Genomic DNA, 18,593 nt, shown 5'->3' on the forward strand with positions numbered 1-18,593 from the left:
CTCCGGCATACCCCGCCGGAACGGCCTCACATCTCATCGTCCCGCAGGAACACGTGTACGGTCCTTCGATTGGCCATGATCGTCTCTTGCGGTACCGGGTCGTCCCGGCAGCTTGCGGCCCAGCGCCGCACCGGCCAGGGCGACGGCGGCCAGCACGCTCAGCGGCAGCTCAGGGCCACGGCCCGGCCCCATGAGGGCGGTCGCTGCGGCCACGCCCAGCACCGGCCCGAGGTTCATCGCGGTCTGCTGCAGTCCGCCCGCCACCCCGGCCGACTCGACGGCGGCCTCGCGTACGACGACGTGGGTCGCCGCCACCATCACCGTGCCGAACCCGGCCCCCACCAGGGCGAACGCGGCGCAGAGGGCCGGCGTGGCCGACGCGCGGGACAAGGCGAGGATCCCGAGCGCGAGGACCGCCATCGCCGCCACGCTCGTACGACGGGCCCCGGCCCGGCGCAGCAGCACCGCGCACGAGGCCGCCGCCGGCACCATCAGCACGGCCAGCGGCAGGCTGACCAGAGCGCTGCGGAACGGGTCCAGGCCGAGCGTGCCCTGCATCAGGAACGTGGCCACGAACAGCGCCCCCGACAGCGCCGCCGACGCGGCCACCAGCATGCCGAGCGCCGAACCGACCGCCGCCGAGCCGATTACGTCGGGCGGCAGGAGAGGGCTCGCGGTACGGCGCTCGTGCCGGACGAAGGCGGCGCCGGTGAGCGTGGCGGTCGCGGCCGTCCAGGGCCACCCCGGCAGCGCGACGAGCGCGTGGACCAGGCAGGCGAGGGGCACCGCGAGCAGGAGGGCGCCGGGCACGTCGAGCCGGGCGGGGGAGGTGGTGCGCGGGGACCGCACGGCGAGGGCGAGACCGCCGAAGACGAGGGCGGGCACGACGTTCAGCAGGAAAACGGCCCGCCACCCCGGCCCCGCCACCAGCGCACCGCCAAGGACCGGCCCGGCAGCGGCCGCCACCCCGATCGCGGCGGTCCGTACGGCGATCGGCGTCCGCAGCCGGTCGGGCGGGTACGCGGCCCGCAGCATGCCCAGCGTGGCCGGCTGCAACAGCGCCCCGAACACGCCCTGCACCACCCGCAAGCCGATCACCCAGCCGACACCGGGCGCCAGCGCGATACCGGCCGACGCGGCCCCGAAGCCGAGCATGCCGATGCCGAAGACCCGATGGTGCCCGTACCGGTCCCCGAGCCGCCCGGCGAACACCAACAGGCTTGCCACCGCGATGAGATAACCGGTACTGGTCCACTGCACCTGCGCGAACGAGGCACCCAGGTCGCGTTGCAGAGTGGGCTGGGCGAGGGTCAGGACGGTCCCGTCGAGCGCGACGATCACGGCGCCGGCGACACTGCTCGCGAGAGTGAGGCGGGGGTTCATTCGCCCTCCTGCCCGAGATGCGCGTCCAGGGTCGAGTGCAGGAGGGGTGCGAAGTCGTCGGACCCCGTGGCGAGTTGGAGGCTGCCCCAGCCCCACAGCTGGGCGATGCCGTGGAGGTTGGCCCACAATGCGCCCGCGACGAGCCGGGCGTCGGCGCCGGGGCGGGCCCGGGCGACCAGGTCCACCAGGCGGCCGAAGAGGGGGAGACTGGTGTCCCGTAGGCCCAAGTGGCCACTCTCCAACAGGTCGTGACGGAACATCAGCTCATACATGCCACGGTTGCTCAGCGCGAACTCCAGGTAGACACGCCCCAACGCGGTCAGCTCCGCCCGAGGGCTCGCCGTGTCGTCACCGGCGCCGGCAGCCGCCGTCGCCCTTTTCGCCAGCTCGTCGAAGCCGCGCCGTGCGATGGCCGAGAGCAGCTCCAGGTGAGTGGGGAAGTAGCGGCGTGGTGCGCCGTGCGAGACGCCGGCCCGGCGGGCGATCTCCCGCAGGGTGAGCGCCTGGGCCCCTTCCCGGGTCACCAGATCCACGCCCGCGTCGACCAGCCGGGCCCGCAGCCCCGTATCGGATTCCTGCCTGTCGGATTCCTGCATAGACACTGTCTACCATGATAGAGTAGACAGTGTCTACGAGTGCCTGGGAGGGAATGCGCAGGCACTCCGGCAGGGTTGATCCGGGTATGACTGAGGACGCCACCCAGAACGCACTGCTCGCACTGCTCTCCGAGGGTCACGGCGGGGTGCTGGTCACCCTCAAGCGCGACGGCCGGCCGCAGCTGTCGAACGTCAGCCACGCCTACTACCCCGACGAACAGATCATCCGCGTCTCCATCACCGACGACCGCGCCAAGACGCGCAATCTGCGCCGCGACCCCCGGGCGTCGTACCACGTCACGTCCCCCGACCGGTGGGCGTACGTCGTCGCCGAGGGCACGGCGGAGCTCTCGCCGGTCGCGAAGGATCCGTACGACGCCACGGTCGAGGAGCTCGTCCGTCTCTACCGGGACGTCCTGGGCGAGCACCCCGACTGGGAGGACTTCCGGACCGCGATGGTCCGGGACGGGCGGCTGGTGCTGCGGTTGAACGTGGAACGGGCTTACGGGATTCCGAAGGGGGCCAACCGGGGGTGAGTCTGGGGTGAGCCTGGGGTGAGCCGGGGTGCGCGTCCCTCGCGCCTCCGTATGTGACAGGTGATGCTGCGTCACTTCCCCTCCGTCCGACTAGGGTTGATCCACAACGAGCCGAGCGGAGACGCGGGCGCGCGGCGGGACGGACGGGGGAGTGGACGGCATGATGGATCTGCTTTCGGTGGGCGCGATCAGTGCGGTCCTCACGACCGTCGGAACGGGATTCCTGGGCGAAGCCGGCAAGTCGGCCTGGGTGACCGCGGGTGGACTGGTCCGTCGGATCGCCGGGCGCGAGGTGGCGGCGCCCACGACACCCGGCGAACGGGACGACGTGGCCCGGCTGCTGCACCAGCGCCTGCACGACGATCCCCAACTCGCCCGCTCCTGGCTCTCGTTCGCTCGCAGCGTGCCCGCCCCCGGCGTGGTCCAAGGACTTCTGCGTCCCTCGCTTCCCGCCGGCCCGCGCTACTTCACGGACCGGGAGCAGGCCCTGAAACTGCTGGACAAGGAAGCGACCCGCGCCTTCGACGGACGCCCGAGGCTGGCCCTCCTCCACGGTCCCGAAGGCATCGGCAGCAGCACGCTCGCCATCCACTGGGGCTGGCGGCAGATCGCCCGGTTCCCAGACGGGCAGCTGTACGTCGATCTGCGCACTCTCGGGCCCGAGGAGGCCGTCAGCCATGTGCTGCGCCAACTGGGGCTGCAACAGCAGGAGATACCCCAGACCGCTCAGGGCCGCGCCGACCTGCTGCGGCGCTGTCTGGCCGACCGCCGGGTCCTCCTCGTGCTCGACCACGTCCGGTCCGTCGCGCAGATCGAACCGCTGCGCACTTCGGCGCCCGGAGTCTTCACCGTCGTCGTGGCTCGTCAGCCGCTCGTCGGCTTGGGTGCACTGTCCGTCCCGGTCGGGCCGTTGGCGAAGCGTGACGCCCTTGTGCTGCTGAAGCGTCTCCTGGACGAGTCCGTCGTCACCGCGGCCCGTGGCGTTCTGCCCGCCGTACTCGACCGTTGCGCCGGTTCTCCCTATGCCCTGCACGCCGCCGCGCTGCGTCTGCCGTCCCTGCCCGAGCACCCGGAGGTCCCCGCCGTGTCCGAGAGCGACGACCCGGTCCGTGCCGCCGCCGAGGACTCGTACCGCTCGCTGACACCTGGCGCCGCGCGTCTGTATCGCCTGGCCGGACTCCGGGACTGGCCCGCACTCGATGCCGCGGCGGCAGCGCGCGCCGCCGATGTCGACGAGACGGAGGCCGCCCGGCTCCTGGAGGAACTCGCCGAGGCGCTGCTCATCGAGCGCACGAGCAGCGGCCGCTACCGCTACCGCCCTTCCGTCCGTGCGCACGCCGAACGTATGGCAGCCGAGGTCGACCGCATCCCGGCCTGCTCCGCGGCCGTCACCCGTGTGGTCGAGCGCTACCGGGCCCTGGCGGTCGGGGCGGCCCACTCGGCGCTGCCGAAGAGCTGGCGGGTCCCGCCGTCGACAGCCTCGTCGTTCACCTACCCCGATCACGGCGCGGCCGTCGCCGCCCTCGCTGCCGAGGCGCCGAGCCTGGTCCAGGCGATCCGCACGGCGGAGGAGTTCCACGACTGGGACACCGTCGTCGCGCTCGGCCAGGCCCTGTGGCCGCTCCAGCTCAAGGCCGGCCACCTCGACGTCGTACAGCCCGCGCTGGAGGCTGCGGCACGCATCGCCGACGAGCACTTCCCCGGCACCCGCACGGCCGGTGCCCTGCACTTCCAACTCGCCCACTGCCTCATGGAGTCGGGGCGCTGGGTGGACGCCGAGCGCGAGGCGCACGCCGCCGCACGCGAGGAACAGGCGGCCGGCCATGTACGCGGTCACGCCTCGGCGGTCGAGATCCTGGGCCTCCTGCGGCTGCGGCAGTGGCGGTTCGACGAGGCGTATGCCTGCTTCGAGGACGCGTACGGCATCTACGACACCATTGGCCCCGACGATGTCGGCGCCGACGACCTCCCGCGCGCCCGGGCGCTGCTCGACCGCCACAGGGGGCATGCCCTGGGCCACCTCGGACGCCCGGACGAGGCCGTGGAGTACCTCGAACGCGCTCTGCGCTTCTTCCGAGGCGAGCGCGAGGGTGAGCGCGAGGCCTACAACCAGGCCCGTACGCTCACCGACCTGGCCGCATTCCACCTGGAGGCCGGCGCGCCCCGCACCGCGCTGCCGTTGATCGACGAGGCGCTCGGCCTGCTGGGCGAAGAGAACGCCGAGTACCACGTGGAACGGTTGCGTGAGCTGCGGGAGCGGTGCCTCACGCCGGAGTGACGAGCACCGGGTGGGCGCTCCCACCCGTGCGGACCGTCAGCCCCTGCTCGAAAAGCTCCTCCGGTGACTTGCCCGCCCCCAGCCACGCGTGCAGGGCCGAGGCGTACACGGCCGGATCCGCGTCCGCCCCGGACCCCGACGCCAGCCGCAGCAGCACCCCGGCGCGGCTCCGGACGACGCAGGCCCCGGGCCCGGTGACGTACGCGGCGAGCGCGCAGTGCGGATGCCGGTCAAGGACCTCCGCCGTCCAGCGCGCGGGGGACACGAAACGTGGGTCGTCAGCTGCTCCGTCCCGGAACACCATGTCGGCGAGGGCGAGTTGGTCCACCTCACGAGTGTCCTCGTGGACGGCCATGTGCGCCTCGCCGGTGCCGTACGGCGCCGGGTGCGGGCCCGCGTACCGGGTGACCGCGACCTCGCCGGAGCCCAGGAGCCGGGTGAGCACCCAGAGGGGCACGGTGTGCGCGGCGGGTTCGTACGGCGGCAGGGGCAGTGGTTCGAGGCGAGCGGGGCCGTCGGGCTCGGGGATGCCGATCAGGTCGTAGAACAGGCGCCGCAGGAGGGCCGCCGACTCGCCGGGTGCGGAGCTGATGAACTCGGCGGCTTCCGGCTGGAGGCGATGCCGATCGAGCAGGGACTCGATCTGTGGGCGCAGGGGGAGTGCGGGGTCGAGGCGCGGTGCCGTGCGGACGAACGCGTGGACCGGGGCGTCGGGGGCGAGGCCGGTGAGAGGAGCCGCGCCCAGGAGAACCGGGATGCCGAGGGCGGCGGCGTAGTAGGTGACCGAGCCGTGGTCGCCGATCACGGCGTCGGCGGCGATCAGCGCCTGCCGCCAGCCCTCCAGGGGGTCGATCAGAGCCAGGCCCGCACGCCGGGCGCGGTCGAGCCAGGCACGGATCTGGCCGGGGCCGTGCCCGTGCCAGACGTTGGGGTGCAGCACGGCCGCGAGACGGTACTCGTCGGCCGGGAACTCCGAGGTCAGGCGGGGCAGGAGGGAAGGCAGTACGTCATCGTCGCCGCCGTCCCCGAACAGCGACTCGGGGTTCCAGGTGGAGTTCAGGACGATCAGACGCCGGCCCCGGCCCACACCGAGGGCACGGCGGTAGCGCTCGCGGTACGGGCGGGCCGCCAGGATGCGGTCCCAGCACGGGTCCCCGGCGAGCACGGCCGTGTGCGCGGCCTCGGGGCAGACGGTGCGCAGCCGCTCGTACTGCTCGGGATGGGAGAGGACGAGCGCGTCGACGATCGGCTTGCCGGTCTCGTCGAGCAGCCACTCCGGTGACAGCCCGAAGACCGGATTTGACCCCGCTCGCGGCCCGCTGACCGTCGGGTGTCGGGTGTCGGGTGTCGCCAGCCTTTTAGTGTATCCGACCCCGTGCGACAAGACGGTCAATACGCCGGAAACTGCCCGGAGTTGACCGCCGAAGCTCGCTGACACCGCCAATGCGACCGGAGTCGCGATCGCCTGCTCCCAGGCCAGTACGGGCACCCCTGTGTCTGCCAGCAGATCCGCGACTCCGGCCCGGAAGGCCGACGATCCCGGGCAGGTGACGAGCAGCTGCACCCGGAGGTCGTCGTGAAAGAGGGGGATGACGTCCAGCAGCCGGGTGGCCGAGGTCACGTTGTGGACGACGAGGAGCACCTTGCGGGTCTTCCCCCGCGTGGCCCACCGCGCCGCGTCGTCCCCGACCGGCACCCGTATCCACCCGGCCCCCCTGTCCTGGGACCCCACCACGTGCCGTCCGCCTCTCGTCCCCGATCGAGTGATCGGGCAACGATAGTCAACACCCACTCCGCGCGCACCGCCCGCCCCTGGCCGGTGGCGACCTGCAACCACCACCGCTGCGGCTCAATACACCTAGGACCCGGGGTGCAGGACCTGCGACCGATGGTCCCGGCGCATGCGAACTGCCTACGCTACCGAGCGGATCACCCATTGATCAGGACGCCCACAGGGAGAGTCGACCATGCCGGTCAACGGCCGCAGCCACATCCGTATCGCCCGCCCGTCCCGCGACCTCGTCGCGGCGGAGCGCTTCTGGGGTGAGGGGCTCGGGCTCGGCGTCGTATGGCGGGCGGTGGGGGGCTCGGAGCCCGGCGAGCACGACCTGTTGATGCTCGGCTGGCCGGACGCAGACTGGCACCTGGAACTCGTCCACGAGCCCGCCCACCCCGTCGAGCCCCGGCCGACCGAGGAGGACCTCCTCGTCATCTACGTCGACGGTCCCGTTCCGGACGACCTGGTGGCCCGGCTGGAGGAACACGGCGGCAAGCGGGTCCCCTCTCCCAATCCCTACTGGAACGAGTGGGGCGTCACGATCGAGGACCCGGACGGGTACCGGCTGGTGCTGTGTCGGAGGGGTTGGTCCAACGCCTAGCGGGCGTCGGGTTCGCGGACGCCTCCTTCACCCAGGCCTCCAGGCACATCGCGAACTCGGTCGCCCGGTCGGCCCAGTTGAGGTCGGAGAGCGCTGCCACCCAGCCGCGCGTGGCCGCGCGTCGGCGCATCTCCGGGTCGGCGCGCAGCCGCCGTACGGCCTCTGCCGCCGTGGCCGGATCCTCGTACGGTACGACGAGACCGCAGCCGTAGCGCTCGACCAGGTCGGCCGCGAGGGGGGTGGGTGTGGTGATGACGGGGACGCCGTGGGCCATGTACTCCACCGCCTTGGTGGGCCGTGAATGGCGGTAGTTGGGCTGGTCGTGCAGGAGGGAGAGGCCGGCCAGGGCGCCGGAGAGCAGGCCCAGGGCGCGGTCGTTGGGCAGGTACCCGTGCCAGCGCAGCACGCCGTCCCGGTCGGCCTCGGTGAGCGCGCCCCGTACCTCGGGGTCCGCCGCGCCGATGACCTCGACGTGGACGTCCGGTCCCAGCAGCCGTGCCGTCTCGATGAGCTCCAGCGTGCCCCGCGCCCGCGACAGTTGCCCGAGGTAGACGACCCGGTCGTCGCCCGGCGGCTCGGGTGGCTCGGGCGGCACCGTCGTGAGGTTCGCCACGACGGGATGCGGGCGGTGGAAGCGGTGCTGGTAGGCGTCCTCGGCGAGCAGGAGCCGCAGGTGCCGCTCCGCCAGCCGTTCCGCCGCCCGCACGGCCACCCGTAGCGGCGGCCGCAGCGGCCTCGGCACCCAGCGCTTCATCACCAGCGCCGCCGCGGTGTCCTCGTGCACGTCCCACACGGTGACGGGAGCACGTCCCTCGCGCCGCCAACGGCGCAGCGTGCCGGGCAGGGCCAGCAGCAACTCTGGGTCGTGCAGCAGCACCACGTCCACGGTCGGCCCGCGCTCGGCCAGCAGCGCGCGGGCCGCGCGGAGCGCCACCCGGCGGTCCCGGCCGGCGGCCCGGGGCAGATCCACGCCCTCGACGTACGGCCGCGGTGCCACCTCCCGTGCCGCGAACGGAGCGGCGTACACGACGCGGTGGCCGCGCTGCCGCAGGGCGGCGATCTCCCGGTGCAGGATCCGCGCGTCCTCGGGGTGATGGACGACGGTGACGACGAGTATCCGCATCAGCGCACCTTTCGAAGTGGCCCGAGGTAGACAGCCGGAGACGACTGCGCGAACCCGACTGCCCTGAGGGCCAGGCCGGTTACAGCACCTCGACCCCGGGCCGGAAGATCCGCCCCCGGGTGTCGAACAGCAGCCGGGCCGCGTCGCCGAGGGCCGGCAGGTCGTAGGCCGAGTGGTCCTGGAGCAGGATCGTCAGGTCGTACTCGCGCACCGCCGCCATGACGTCGTCGACGCGCGGGACGCTCACCCCGTCCACGGCCCACAGCCGTACGTTCGGGTCGTGGAAGGAGATCTCGGCCTCCCGCTCCCGCAGCAGCCGTGCCACCGGCACCGCCGGTGACTCCCGCTGGTCGGCCACGTCCGGCTTGTAGGTGACCCCGAGCAGCAGTACCCGGGAGCCGTGCAGCGGCCGGCCGGCGTGGTTGAGGAGGTCCTGGGCGCGGCGCACGACGTACTCCGGCATCCGCCGGTTGATCTCCTGGGCGAGTTCGACGAACCGGAACTCGTAGCCGAGCGACGAACGCACCTTGTAGGAAAGGTAGTTGGGGTCGATGGGGATGCAGTGTCCGCCGACTCCGGGACTGGGCCGGAACGCCTGGAACCCGAAAGGCTTCGTGGCGGCGCAGCGGATCGCGTCCCACAGGTCGACGTGCAACTCGTGGCTGATGACGGCGAGTTCGTTGACCAGGGCGATGTTGACGTGCCGGTAGGTGTTCTCCAGCAGCTTGGCCATCTCGGCCTCGCGGGTGCCCTTCGCCTGGACGACGGTGTCGACGAGCTTGCCGTAGAAGGCGACGGCGCGCGCCGCGCAGGACGGGGTGCAGCCGCCGACCACCTTCGGCGTGGTGCGCAGCCCGTGCGCCGTGTTGCCGGGGTCGATGCGTTCGGGCGAGAAGGCCAGCGCGAAGTCCACGCCCGCCCGTAGCCCCGACTCCTCCAGGAGCGGCCGCAGAACCTCCTCGGTGGTTCCCGGATAGGTGGTCGACTCCAGCACCACCAGCTGTCCGGGCCGCAGCCGGTCCGCCACCATCCGCGTGGCCGAGGTGACCGCGCCGAGGTCGGGCCCGCCGTCCTTGCCGAGCGGGGTCGGCACACAGATGACCACGGTCTGCGCCCGGGCCAGACAGGCGGCGTCCGTGGACGCGGTGAACCCGCCTGCCCGCATCCGCAGGACGTCGTCGTCGGAGACGTCGTCGACATGGGAGTGCCCGGTGTTGAGCGCCTCCACCACGCGGGGATCGCGGTCAAGGCCGACGACCCTCAGGCCGACCGACGCCGCCTCACGCGCGAGCGGCAGTCCGACGTAGCCGAGCCCGATCACCGCCAGATCGACGTGATCGGGCCGTTCTGCTTCCCCGAGCGGTTCGCTCTCTTCCCCGAGCGGTTCGCTCTCTTCCCCGAGTGGTTCGCTCGCTTCCCCGAGCGGTCCGGTCTGGTCCACCTGCATTGGGACTCACCCCGCATCAAGCGCATCAAGGCATCCAAGGGCGCGGTACGCGTCACGGGTTGTGGCGGCGATCCGCTTCCAGGTGCGGTCACGCGCGACCATCGCGCGGGCGGCTGCTCCCCACTCAGAGCGCCGATTTCGACTGTAAAGGAGTATTTCCAGCTCATCAGCCCAGGAATGTGGCGATCCAGGCTTGATTAACTGTCCGTTAACCTCCGGTTCGACCAGTTCTCGCAGTGCGGTGACGTCACTGGCGGCCACGGGGACACCGCTCGCCATCGCCTCGACCGGCTTGAGGGGGGTCACCAGGTGGCAGACGCGTTCGTCGGTGCGGGGCACCGCGAACACGTCCAACACGGCGTAGAAATCCCGCACTTGGGCGTGCGGCACGCGACCGGTGAACAGGGCGACCCCGTTGTCCAGGCCCAGCCGGGCGGCCAGCCGCTCCAGCTCGGCGCGCTCCGGACCGTCGCCGACGATCAGCAGTCGCAGCGGGATTCCACGCCGGATCAGCTCTTCACCCGCATGGAGCAATGTGTCGATCCCCTCGTGCGGGGTGAGGCTGCCGACCGTGCCCACGACGAACTCGTCCGGCGCGATACCGAGCCGGGCCCGCACGGGCGCCCCGTCCGGCAGTGGGCCCAGGAAGTCGTCGTCCACGGCGTTGGGCACGATCAGGACCCGCTCCTCGGGCACTCCGCGGCCCACGATCTCGGCCTTCATCGCCTCGCCCAGCGTCAGCACCACATCGGCCTCACGCATGCAGAACGTCTCCAGGGCGCGCCGCGCCCGGTACGTCTCGTCGTCCCGGCTGCGGCCCGGTGCCTGTGTCAGCCACGTCTCCTCCAGGAAGCCCCGCACCTCGTAGACCACCGGCAGCCCGAAGGTCTCCCGCAGGGCGAGCGCCACGCGCCCGTTGCCGTGGTCGGACGCGGCATGCAGTACGGCGGGCCGCAGCCGCTCCACCAGTCGGGCGGCCAGTTCGGCGTTGCGCGCCAGCGCCGCCGCCTGCCCGTACGGCAGCCACAGCGGCAGCAGCCGGTGCTGCGGCACCCCGCCCACGCACTGTGACGGGCGGGCGTCCAGCACCCCCTGGGTCACGGGGAAACCGATCCGGGTCACGACATACGGGTCCAGCCCGGCCGCCCATTGGGCCTCGGCGAGCTTCTGCGTGCGCACGGTGTAGCCGGCGTGCCGGAACGGCAGCCCGTTGGTGACCAGATGCAGCACCCGGCCCGGCACGGGGTGAAACCGGCGCCCGGTCGGCGCGGGCACCCGGGCGGCGGAGGGCGTCGCGACCGGTCCCGTGGGGCGGGCGCGTGAGGCGAGCCGCCGTTCGAGCGGCTGCAGCTCACGCCGGACGCGCCCCGGCAGCAGGCGTACGGCGAGCAGTGCCGCCCGCAGCGGGTCCTGGCGCAGTTCGCCAAGGGCTACTGAGGCGGCCAGACTGAGAGCGCGGGGGGCGTAACGGATATTGCTGTACATATCGCCAAGGTAGGTCGCCAGGGCGGCCACGGCCCGGCAGGGGCAAGCGCATGCAGCGTGCCCCGGAGGCGGAGGCAACATCAATGAACGGCTGCGTACTCCATGTGGTCGGCACCCGGCCCAACTTCGTCAAGGCCGCGCCCGTCGTCGCCGCCCTCGGCGCGGCGGGCTGCGACCAGGTGCTCGTCCACACCGGACAGCACTACGACGAGCGGATGTCGGACATCTTCTTCCGGCAACTGGGCCTGCCCGAACCCGACACCGACCTCGGCGTCGGCTCCGGCAGCCACGCCCGGCAGATCGCCGACCTGCTGGTGGCCCTGGAGGCCGAACTGACGGCCCGAGCACCCGCGCTGGTCGCCGTGTACGGCGATGTGAACTCGACGCTGGCCGCCGCGCTCGTCGCCGCCAGGCTGGGCGTCCCGGTGGCGCACGTCGAGGCCGGGCTGCGCAGCTTCGACATGACGATGCCGGAGGAGGCCAACCGGCGTCTGGTCGACCAGCTGGCGGAGCTGTTGTTCGTCACCAGCCCCGAGGCCGTCGGCCACCTCGCCCGCGAGGGGATCGCCGCCGAGCGGGTGCACTTCGTCGGCAACCCGATGATCGACACCCTGCTCACCCATATGGAGCACTTCGACCCGGTGGCCGCCCGTGCCGCCCACCGACTGCCCGAGCGCTACGGCGTCGTCACCCTGCACCGGCCCGCCAACGTCGACGACCCGCAGGCCGCCCGGGCCGCCGCCCGCGTCCTGGCCGAGGCCGCCCGCCATCTCGACCTGGCCGTACCGCTGCACCCGCGCGGCCGGGCGGCCCTGAGCGCGGCGGGCCTCGCGGACGCACCGGGCGTCCACCTCCTCGACCCGCTCGGCTACGTCGAGTTCATGAGCCTCGTACGTGGAGCCGCCGTGGTGATCACCGACTCGGGCGGCGTACAGGAGGAGACGACCGTGTTGGGTGTGCCGTGCCTGACCCTGCGCACGACGACCGAACGCCCGGTCACGGTGACCCACGGCACCAACCGGCTCGTCACCCATGGGGAGTTGGTGCCGGTGCTGCGCAAGCTGCTGGACGGCGGGGGAGCGGCGTCCGCGGAGGGACCGCCCCTGTGGGACGGCCGGGCGGGCGGCCGGATCGCCCGGGTCATCACCGCGTGGCTGGAGCGCCATGGCTGACGACACGCGGACCGGGGTCGCCGAGCGGACGCCTCAGGCCTACTGGGACACCCGCCACGCCGACCACGACGACCTGGCCTCCGGCGGGCACATCGGGCTCGACCGGCCGGGCAACGAGATCTTCTACGCCCAGCGGCTCGGCACGCTGCTCTCCCTCATCGGCGACCTGTCCAGCCCCGCCGCCCCGCTGTTCGTCCTCGACGCCGGCTGTGGCAAGGGGTACTTCGCCCGCGCCCTGGCCCGCTGCGGCCATCGGGTCGACGCCTTCGACATCAGCCCGGCCGCCGTCGAGCACGCCCGCGCCGAGGCCGGCGGCCCGCGCTACGCCGTCGCCGCGCTCGACGAGTGGCGCAGCCCGTGGCCGTACGACATCGTGGTCTGCGTGGACGTCCTGTTCCATGTACTGGACGACCAGGCGTGGGCGGCCGGTCTGCGCAACATGGCCTCCCTCATCCGCGTGACCGGCCGCCTGATCGCCACCGACATCGTCACCGATATCGCCGCCGACGAGGCCACCGCCGAGCGCACGACCCACGGCGCCCGCATCGTGCACCGCCCGATCGCCGCCTACCGCGCCGAACTCGAGCCGCTCGGCCTGCGGCACACCCTCTCCAGGCCGTACGGCTTCCGGGAGAACCGGGTCGGCTTCCACGTCTTCACGAGGATCCGCTGATGCGCCTGACCGACCTGCTCCATCCGCACCTCGACGGCGTCACGACCGTGGTGGACGCGACCCGCGGCGGCCTGAGCCTGGAGCCCTACCTGCACCTGCCGCCGGGCGTCGCCCTGCGCGAGGACGACGAACAGCCCGTCGCCGAGGGGGAGTTGGCCCTCCTCTCGTACGGGCCCGACGCCGAGCTGCACGGAAGCGAGGACGCCTGTCGTGCCGTACTGGCACGCATGCGGCCCGGGGCGCGCGGGCTGATCGTGCTCGGTCACCGCGCATCCGAGCTCCCCTACCACCGGCTGCTCGACCATCTCGTGGCCCACCGCTGCCAGGTCCTGCGCGCGGCACCCCTCGACTACGTCCATCTGCACGCGGGCGCGGTCATCGCGCGCACCGACGAGCTCCTGCCGCCGCACGACTTCTTCGGCCGGCCCGTCCCCGCCGACGGCCACGCCACGGCGCTGCGGATCGCCGACGAGTACGTCTTCGCCGACCTCGCCTCCCGGTCCCTGCGCGCCCGGGTGCTGGATCTGGAACGGACCGTCGAGGAGGCGGAACGCACCCGGGGTGCGGCCGGGCAGGACGGGCTCGCCGAGCGGCTCGCCGCCGCCGTACGGGAGAAGGATCAGCTCGCCGCCGCGCTGCGGGCCGCCCGGGACCGGGTCGAGGTGCTGCGGGCGCGCGTGGCCATGCTGGAGGGCTCGACCTCGCTGCGGGTGGGAAAGGCGCTGGTGACGGCCGCGCGCTCGCCGAAGCGGGGCGCGGTCAGGCTGCCGGGGGAGTTGTACGGACTGTGGCGCGGGCGGCGGCGCTCGGCCGGGCCGGTGTCCGGGAGTGCGCCGAAGGACGGGGTCGCCGAGCCGGACGCGCCCATGGACGGCCGTTTCCACCTCGCCCATCGCGCCCTGACGGTGGCACCCCGCGACCGCCTCGTCGTCGCCGGTGTCCTCACCCCCGCCACCGCTGAGGACTTCGCGGCGGACGTGGTCGTGAACCGGTTGCTGCCGCACGACGGACGGCTGCTCGTGCAGCGCACCGACCCGGATGTGCTCGTCGTGCAGCTGAGCGCCTGCACGGGCGACGGTCCCTGGTCGCTCACCGGCACCGGGCTCGCCCCGGATCTGGACCGCACGCTCGCCGAACTGCTCGCCGAGACAAGGGCGTTGGGGCGGTCGGCCGTGCTGTGGCGGGACGGTCCCCCGTCCGCCGCGCCGGGGCTCGCCCGGCTCGCCTGGGACTCCGTCGTCGACGCGGACACCGGAGTACGGCTCGGCCGGCTCGACCCGGTCGCGGAAGGGCGGGAGCGGCTGCGCGAGCTGTTCCGGGCGGACAGCACACGGGTACGGCTCTCCCGGCTGGCGCGCCTGGCCGGGGCCCCGGATCCACTGGACGAGCGGCGCGTCGCCGTCCTCGCCGCGCCCCGGGACCGCACCGACGTCGCCCGCCTCGTCGGGCAGGTGCTCGGCCAGCTGCACCGCCCGGTCGAGGTCGTCGTACCCGACCCGGCGGGACTCGACGAACTCACCGCCGCCGGAGTGACCGTGCGCCGAGGGCAGCCCCTGGCGCCCTGGGTCGCCGACTGGACGGACCTCACCGAGGACCGGCCGGACACCCTGCTGCTCGATCTGATGTGCGCCCAGGAGTACTCCGGCGCCGACGCGGTGGGCCACACGCCGACCGCCGACGACTACGTGTTCGTACCGTCGCTTCGACCACTGCTGGTACGCCGGTCACTGCACATGTCCGGTACGGGGCCTGGACGTTGGGCCGGTCAGGGACACCGTCTGTTCGCCGTGCGCGGGAAGGAGCCGTCATGAGCCGTACGCTGCGGGCGCTCGTCTACGGCGACGTGGACCTCAACCTCATCGACGGCTCCGCCGTGTGGGCGCAGTCGACGGTGCAGGCCCTGTCCCGGGCGGGCTGCGACAGCCGACTCGTCCTCAAGTCCCCGGTCCGGACGGGCCGGTTGACCGATCCGCTGGCCGAGCTGCCCGGAGTCACCCTGGTGCACCCGCACGAGGAGCGGCTGCTGCCGGGCCTCGCCGACCGGCCCATGTCGCCGGTACAGGCCGCGCAGGTGCTCACCCGGCTCGACGAGGACGAACCCTGCGACCTGCTGGTGCTGCGCGGCCGGCGGCTGGTCACGCGGATCGTGGCCGACGGACGGTTCGACGGGCGGATCTGGGCCTACCTCACCGACATCCCGCAATCTGCCGCCGAGATGACCGAGGCGGCCCGCGCGGAACTCGCCCTCATCGCCGAGGCCTCGCAGCGACTCCTGTGCCAGACCGAGGAGTTGCGCTGCTTCCTGGAGACCTGGGTGCCCGAAGCCTGCGGCAAGTGCGTGCTCAGCCCCCCTGCGGTGCCCGAGCCCGGATTCCCGCTGCCGGACCGGGACGGGCCGCACGATCCGCTGCGGCTCGTCTACACCGGCAAGTTCGCACCCCGCTGGAACACCCTGCCCATGACCCGGCTGCCGGAGCTGCTCGCCGAGCGAGGCGTCCCCGCCGAACTGCACACCGTCGGCGACAAGATCCACGACGACGCCGCCCACCCCGACTTCCAGGCCGACATGGCGCGGGCCCTGGCCGGCACCCGGGGCGTCCACCACCACGGCGGACAGCCGCGCGAGGAGGCCATGCACATCGCCGCGGACTGCGACGTGGGCCTCGGCTGGCGCGACCCGGAGCTCGACTCCAGCCTCGAACTGTCCACCAAAGTCCTGGAGTTCGGGGCGCTGGGCCTGCCCGTGGTCCTCAACCGCACCCCGGCGCACGAGGCGTTGCTCGGCACCGACTATCCGCTCTTCGTGCCCGGACGCGCCGGACTCGACGACGCCGCCGAAGCCGTCGCGCGGGTCGCGCGCGAGCCGGAGGCGCGGCGCCTCGCGGCCGACCGCTGCCGCGAGGCCGCCCGCCACCACACCCTCGACGGAGCGGCCGCCCGCTGGCGCGCCCACCTCGACCGGGCCTTCCCGACCGCACCCACCGAGGTGACCGCCCGCAGCCGACCCCTGCGCGTGGGAGTCGCCGGCCACGACCTGAAGTTCCTCACCCGGCTGCTCGACCACTTCCGCTCGCTGCCCGGTCTGGAGGTACGGGTGGACGCCTGGTCGGCACTGTCCCGCCATGACCCGGACGCGAGCCGTGAGCTCGCCGACTGGGCGGACGTGGTGGTCGTCGAGTGGTGCGGTCCGGCCGCCGTCTGGTACAGCCGCCACAAGCGGCGCGGCAGCCGGCTCGTCGTACGGCTGCACCGCTTCGAACTGGACGCCCCCTGGCCCCAGCAGGTCGACATCGACGCCGTCGACCGGGTGGTGTGCGTCAGCCCGTACTACGCCCGCCGCACCCGCGAGCACACCGGCTGGCCCGCCTCCAAGGTCGTGGTCGTCCCCAACTGGGTCGACACCGACCAGCTCGACCGCCCGAAGGCACCGGGCGCCCACCACCGCCTCGGCATGATCGGCATCGCCCCCAGCCGCAAACGCCTCGACCTCGGCCTCGACGTACTGGAGGCGCTGCGCGCCCGGGACCGGCGCTGGCACCTGTCGGTCAAGTCCAAGCCGCCCTGGGAGTACTGGTGGATCTGGAACAAGCCCGAGGAACGTGCGCACTACGACGCCGTACTGCGCCGTATGCAGACCTCGCCGCTCCTCGAAGGTGCCGTCGTCTTCGACACGTTCGGGCCGGACGTGGCGGGCTGGCTGCGGCGGGTCGGGCATGTGCTGTCCACCAGCGACGACGAGAGCTTCCACCTCGCGCCCGCCGAGGGGATGGCCTCCGGCGCCGTGCCCGCACTGCTGCCGTGGCCCGGGGCGGACGAGATCTACGACCGACGGTGGATCCACGACAGCCCCGAGGCGATGGCCGAGGCGATCGCCGAGCTCGGGGAGGACGGCTGGCGCTCCGCCGCCGAGCTGGCCCGCACCCAGGTACGCGAGGGCTTTTCCCTGGACCGGGTCGCCGAGACCTGGACGGAGCTGCTCGTGACGGGATGATGCCCGAGTCCCCGGAGCCTTCGCGGCGTCCGGGGACTCGGGAGTTCGTGCAGGATCAGCGCCGGATCAGGCCGTCACCGTCTCCGGCTGCGCGGCCTTGCGGGCCGTGTGCTCGCCGAGCTGCTCCGTCGGGATCTTGGCGGTCTCGCGGGCCGAGAAGGCGGCCACCACCGGCGGCACACACAGGGCGGCCGTGAACAGGGCCACCGCGGACCAGTCGTCGCCGTTCGGGCCGGCGATCTGCGCGGCGAACGTGACCGCGAACCCGGCGACCGCGAAGCCGATCTGGGTGCCGATGGCCATGCCGGACAGGCGGACCCGGGTGGAGAACATCTCGCCGTAGAAGGAGGGCCACACGCCGTTCGCGGCGCTGTAGACCACGCCGAAGGTGACGATGCCCAGCAGCAGGGTCAGCGGGTAGGAGCCGGTCGAGATCGACCACAGGTAGAGGAACATCATCACCGCGCTGCCTGCCGCGCCGATCAGGTACACCGGGCGGCGGCCGATGCGGTCCGACAGCGTGGCCCACAGGGGGATCGCGGCGAGCGCGACCAGGTTGGCGAGAGCGCCCACCCACAGCATGGAGGACCTGCTCATCCCGACCGAGTCACTCGTGGCGTACGACAGCGCCCACACCGTGAAGATCGTGCTGACCGAGGCGACCAGCGCACCGGCGATCACCCGCAGCACATCCGCCCAGTGCTCCCGCATCAGCACCGCGAGCGGCATCTTGGCGACGCCCTCGCTCGCGGCCTGCTGCTCGAAGGCCGGCGTCTCGTCCAGCTTGCGGCGGATGACATAGCCGACGACGGCGACCGCGATGCTCATCCAGAACGGAACCCGCCATCCCCACGACAGCAGCTGCTCCTCCGGCAGCGCGGCGACCGGGATGAAGACCAGGGTGGCCAGCAGCTGCCCGCCCTGTGTGCCGCTCAGCGTGAAGCTGGTGAAGAAGCCACGCCGGTGCGGTGGCGCGTGTTCCAGGGTCATCGAGTTGGCGCTGGCCTGCTCGCCGGCCGCCGAGATGCCCTGCAGCACCCGGCACAGCACCAGCAGCACGGGTGCCAGGGTGCCGACCTGGTCGCGGGTCGGCAGACAGCCGATCAGGAACGTCGACACGCCCATCAGGATCAGCGTGAAGACCATGATCTTCTTACGGCCCAGCCGGTCGCCGAAGTGGCCGAGGAACAGCGCGCCGACCGGCCGCGCGGCATACGCGACACCGAACGTGGCCAGCGACAGCAGGGTGGCGGTCGCCGGGTCGGACTCGTCGAAGAAGACCTCGGGGAAGATCAGCGCGGCGGCGCTGCCGTAGATGAAGAAGTCGTAGTACTCCAGGGCGCTGCCGATCCAGGCAGCCATGGCCGCTTTCTTCGGCTGGCCGGCGGGGGTGTCGGGGACGGACACAGGGGTGCTCCTTCGAGGGAACTCCACCTTACGGGGAGTGAGTGCTGAGGAGAGGTGCCGGATCCCTGGGGTGACGGGTCGGCCGCACCGGGAGCTACCCGGTTAATTAACCCACTGGATAGTT

At 72.6% G+C, this 18,593-nt stretch carries 14 protein-coding genes; 7 read left to right on the forward strand and 7 right to left on the reverse strand.

The features are described from left to right. Positions 1 to 33: 33 nt before the first annotated feature. Entirely contained in the window at positions 34 to 1,383 is a 1,350-nt protein-coding gene (locus EHO50_RS30160) for an MFS transporter (RefSeq protein WP_128434358.1), read from the reverse strand. Next, entirely contained in the window at positions 1,380 to 1,979 is a 600-nt protein-coding gene (locus EHO50_RS30165; protein ID WP_128434359.1) for a TetR/AcrR family transcriptional regulator, read from the reverse strand. The genes EHO50_RS30160 and EHO50_RS30165 overlap by 4 nt, the downstream gene beginning before the upstream one ends. An 86-nt stretch (positions 1,980 to 2,065) precedes the next feature. Between EHO50_RS30165 and EHO50_RS30170 the strand changes: the two genes are divergently transcribed. After that, positions 2,066 to 2,515 (forward strand): PPOX class F420-dependent oxidoreductase, encoded by a 450-nt coding sequence (locus EHO50_RS30170; RefSeq protein ID WP_128434360.1) that lies wholly within the window; start codon positions 2,066 to 2,068, stop codon positions 2,513 to 2,515. A 160-nt stretch (positions 2,516 to 2,675) separates the two neighbouring features. After that, on the forward strand, positions 2,676 to 4,793 hold the full coding sequence (locus EHO50_RS30175) for a tetratricopeptide repeat protein (protein WP_128434361.1): 2,118 nt from the start codon (positions 2,676 to 2,678) through the stop codon (positions 4,791 to 4,793). Here EHO50_RS30175 and EHO50_RS30180 read toward each other — a convergent pair. Continuing rightward, positions 4,780 to 6,489: a hypothetical protein gene (locus tag EHO50_RS30180; protein WP_246101561.1), complete on the reverse strand. Its 1,710-nt coding sequence runs from the start codon at positions 6,487 to 6,489 to the stop codon at positions 4,780 to 4,782. The two genes, EHO50_RS30175 and EHO50_RS30180, sit on opposite strands and share 14 nt — an antisense overlap. Before the next feature lie 271 nt (positions 6,490 to 6,760). Between EHO50_RS30180 and EHO50_RS30185 the strand changes: the two genes are divergently transcribed. Next, on the forward strand, positions 6,761 to 7,171 hold the full coding sequence (locus tag EHO50_RS30185) for a VOC family protein (RefSeq protein ID WP_128434362.1): 411 nt from the start codon (positions 6,761 to 6,763) through the stop codon (positions 7,169 to 7,171). Here the strand turns inward: EHO50_RS30185 and EHO50_RS30190 are convergent. The 3 genes from EHO50_RS30190 to EHO50_RS30200 all read right to left on the reverse strand — a co-directional run bounded on the left by EHO50_RS30190 (position 7,107) and on the right by EHO50_RS30200 (position 11,226). Then, on the reverse strand, positions 7,107 to 8,294 hold the full coding sequence (locus tag EHO50_RS30190; RefSeq protein WP_128434363.1) for a glycosyltransferase: 1,188 nt from the start codon (positions 8,292 to 8,294) through the stop codon (positions 7,107 to 7,109). The genes EHO50_RS30185 and EHO50_RS30190 overlap by 65 nt on opposite strands. A 79-nt stretch (positions 8,295 to 8,373) precedes the next feature. After that, on the reverse strand, positions 8,374 to 9,741 hold the full coding sequence (locus EHO50_RS30195; RefSeq protein ID WP_128434364.1) for a nucleotide sugar dehydrogenase: 1,368 nt from the start codon (positions 9,739 to 9,741) through the stop codon (positions 8,374 to 8,376). 6 nt (positions 9,742 to 9,747) lie between these two features. After that, positions 9,748 to 11,226, reverse strand: a complete 1,479-nt coding sequence (locus EHO50_RS30200) for a glycosyltransferase family 4 protein (RefSeq protein WP_128434365.1) — start codon at positions 11,224 to 11,226, stop codon at positions 9,748 to 9,750. A gap of 83 nt (positions 11,227 to 11,309) precedes the next feature. Here EHO50_RS30200 and wecB point away from each other — a divergent pair, with 83 nt between their 5' ends. The 4 genes from wecB to EHO50_RS30220 are packed head-to-tail and all read left to right on the forward strand — an operon-like array spanning position 11,310 to position 17,062. Beyond that, positions 11,310 to 12,398, forward strand: coding sequence for a non-hydrolyzing UDP-N-acetylglucosamine 2-epimerase (gene wecB, locus EHO50_RS30205; protein WP_128434366.1), 1,089 nt, complete (start codon positions 11,310 to 11,312; stop codon positions 12,396 to 12,398). Then, on the forward strand, positions 12,391 to 13,071 hold the full coding sequence (locus EHO50_RS30210) for a class I SAM-dependent methyltransferase (RefSeq protein WP_128434367.1): 681 nt from the start codon (positions 12,391 to 12,393) through the stop codon (positions 13,069 to 13,071). The genes wecB and EHO50_RS30210 overlap by 8 nt, the downstream gene beginning before the upstream one ends. Then, on the forward strand, positions 13,071 to 14,882 hold the full coding sequence (locus tag EHO50_RS30215; protein WP_128434368.1) for a hypothetical protein: 1,812 nt from the start codon (positions 13,071 to 13,073) through the stop codon (positions 14,880 to 14,882). The genes EHO50_RS30210 and EHO50_RS30215 overlap by 1 nt, the downstream gene beginning before the upstream one ends. Further along, on the forward strand, positions 14,879 to 17,062 hold the full coding sequence (locus tag EHO50_RS30220; protein ID WP_128434369.1) for a glycosyltransferase: 2,184 nt from the start codon (positions 14,879 to 14,881) through the stop codon (positions 17,060 to 17,062). The genes EHO50_RS30215 and EHO50_RS30220 overlap by 4 nt, the downstream gene beginning before the upstream one ends. Before the next feature lie 66 nt (positions 17,063 to 17,128). Here the strand turns inward: EHO50_RS30220 and EHO50_RS30225 are convergent, their stop codons facing one another. Then, positions 17,129 to 18,469 (reverse strand): MFS transporter, encoded by a 1,341-nt coding sequence (locus EHO50_RS30225; RefSeq protein ID WP_128434370.1) that lies wholly within the window; start codon positions 18,467 to 18,469, stop codon positions 17,129 to 17,131. Between the last annotated feature and the right edge of the window lie 124 nt (positions 18,470 to 18,593).

Origin of the sequence: Streptomyces cyaneus (assembly GCF_004028635.1) — a bacterium.
Lineage (GTDB): Bacteria > Actinomycetota > Actinomycetes > Streptomycetales > Streptomycetaceae > Streptomyces > Streptomyces cyaneus.

Bases quoted from the DNA above. Each gene is read 5' to 3' on its own strand.
- EHO50_RS30175 (WP_128434361.1), top strand. From the start codon at position 2,676: ATGATGGATCTGCTTTCGGTGGGCGCGATCAGTGCGGTCCTCACGACC.
- EHO50_RS30165 (WP_128434359.1), bottom strand. From the start codon at position 1,979: ATGCAGGAATCCGACAGGCAGGAATCCGATACGGGGCTGCGGGCCCGG.
- EHO50_RS30215 (WP_128434368.1), top strand. From the start codon at position 13,071: ATGCGCCTGACCGACCTGCTCCATCCGCACCTCGACGGCGTCACGACC.
- wecB (WP_128434366.1), top strand. From the start codon at position 11,310: ATGAACGGCTGCGTACTCCATGTGGTCGGCACCCGGCCCAACTTCGTC.
- EHO50_RS30160 (WP_128434358.1), bottom strand. From the start codon at position 1,383: ATGAACCCCCGCCTCACTCTCGCGAGCAGTGTCGCCGGCGCCGTGATC.
- EHO50_RS30190 (WP_128434363.1), bottom strand. From the start codon at position 8,294: ATGCGGATACTCGTCGTCACCGTCGTCCATCACCCCGAGGACGCGCGG.
- EHO50_RS30170 (WP_128434360.1), top strand. From the start codon at position 2,066: ATGACTGAGGACGCCACCCAGAACGCACTGCTCGCACTGCTCTCCGAG.
- EHO50_RS30200 (WP_128434365.1), bottom strand. From the start codon at position 11,226: ATGTACAGCAATATCCGTTACGCCCCCCGCGCTCTCAGTCTGGCCGCC.
- EHO50_RS30195 (WP_128434364.1), bottom strand. From the start codon at position 9,741: ATGCAGGTGGACCAGACCGGACCGCTCGGGGAAGCGAGCGAACCACTC.
- EHO50_RS30185 (WP_128434362.1), top strand. From the start codon at position 6,761: ATGCCGGTCAACGGCCGCAGCCACATCCGTATCGCCCGCCCGTCCCGC.
- EHO50_RS30210 (WP_128434367.1), top strand. From the start codon at position 12,391: ATGGCTGACGACACGCGGACCGGGGTCGCCGAGCGGACGCCTCAGGCC.
- EHO50_RS30220 (WP_128434369.1), top strand. From the start codon at position 14,879: ATGAGCCGTACGCTGCGGGCGCTCGTCTACGGCGACGTGGACCTCAAC.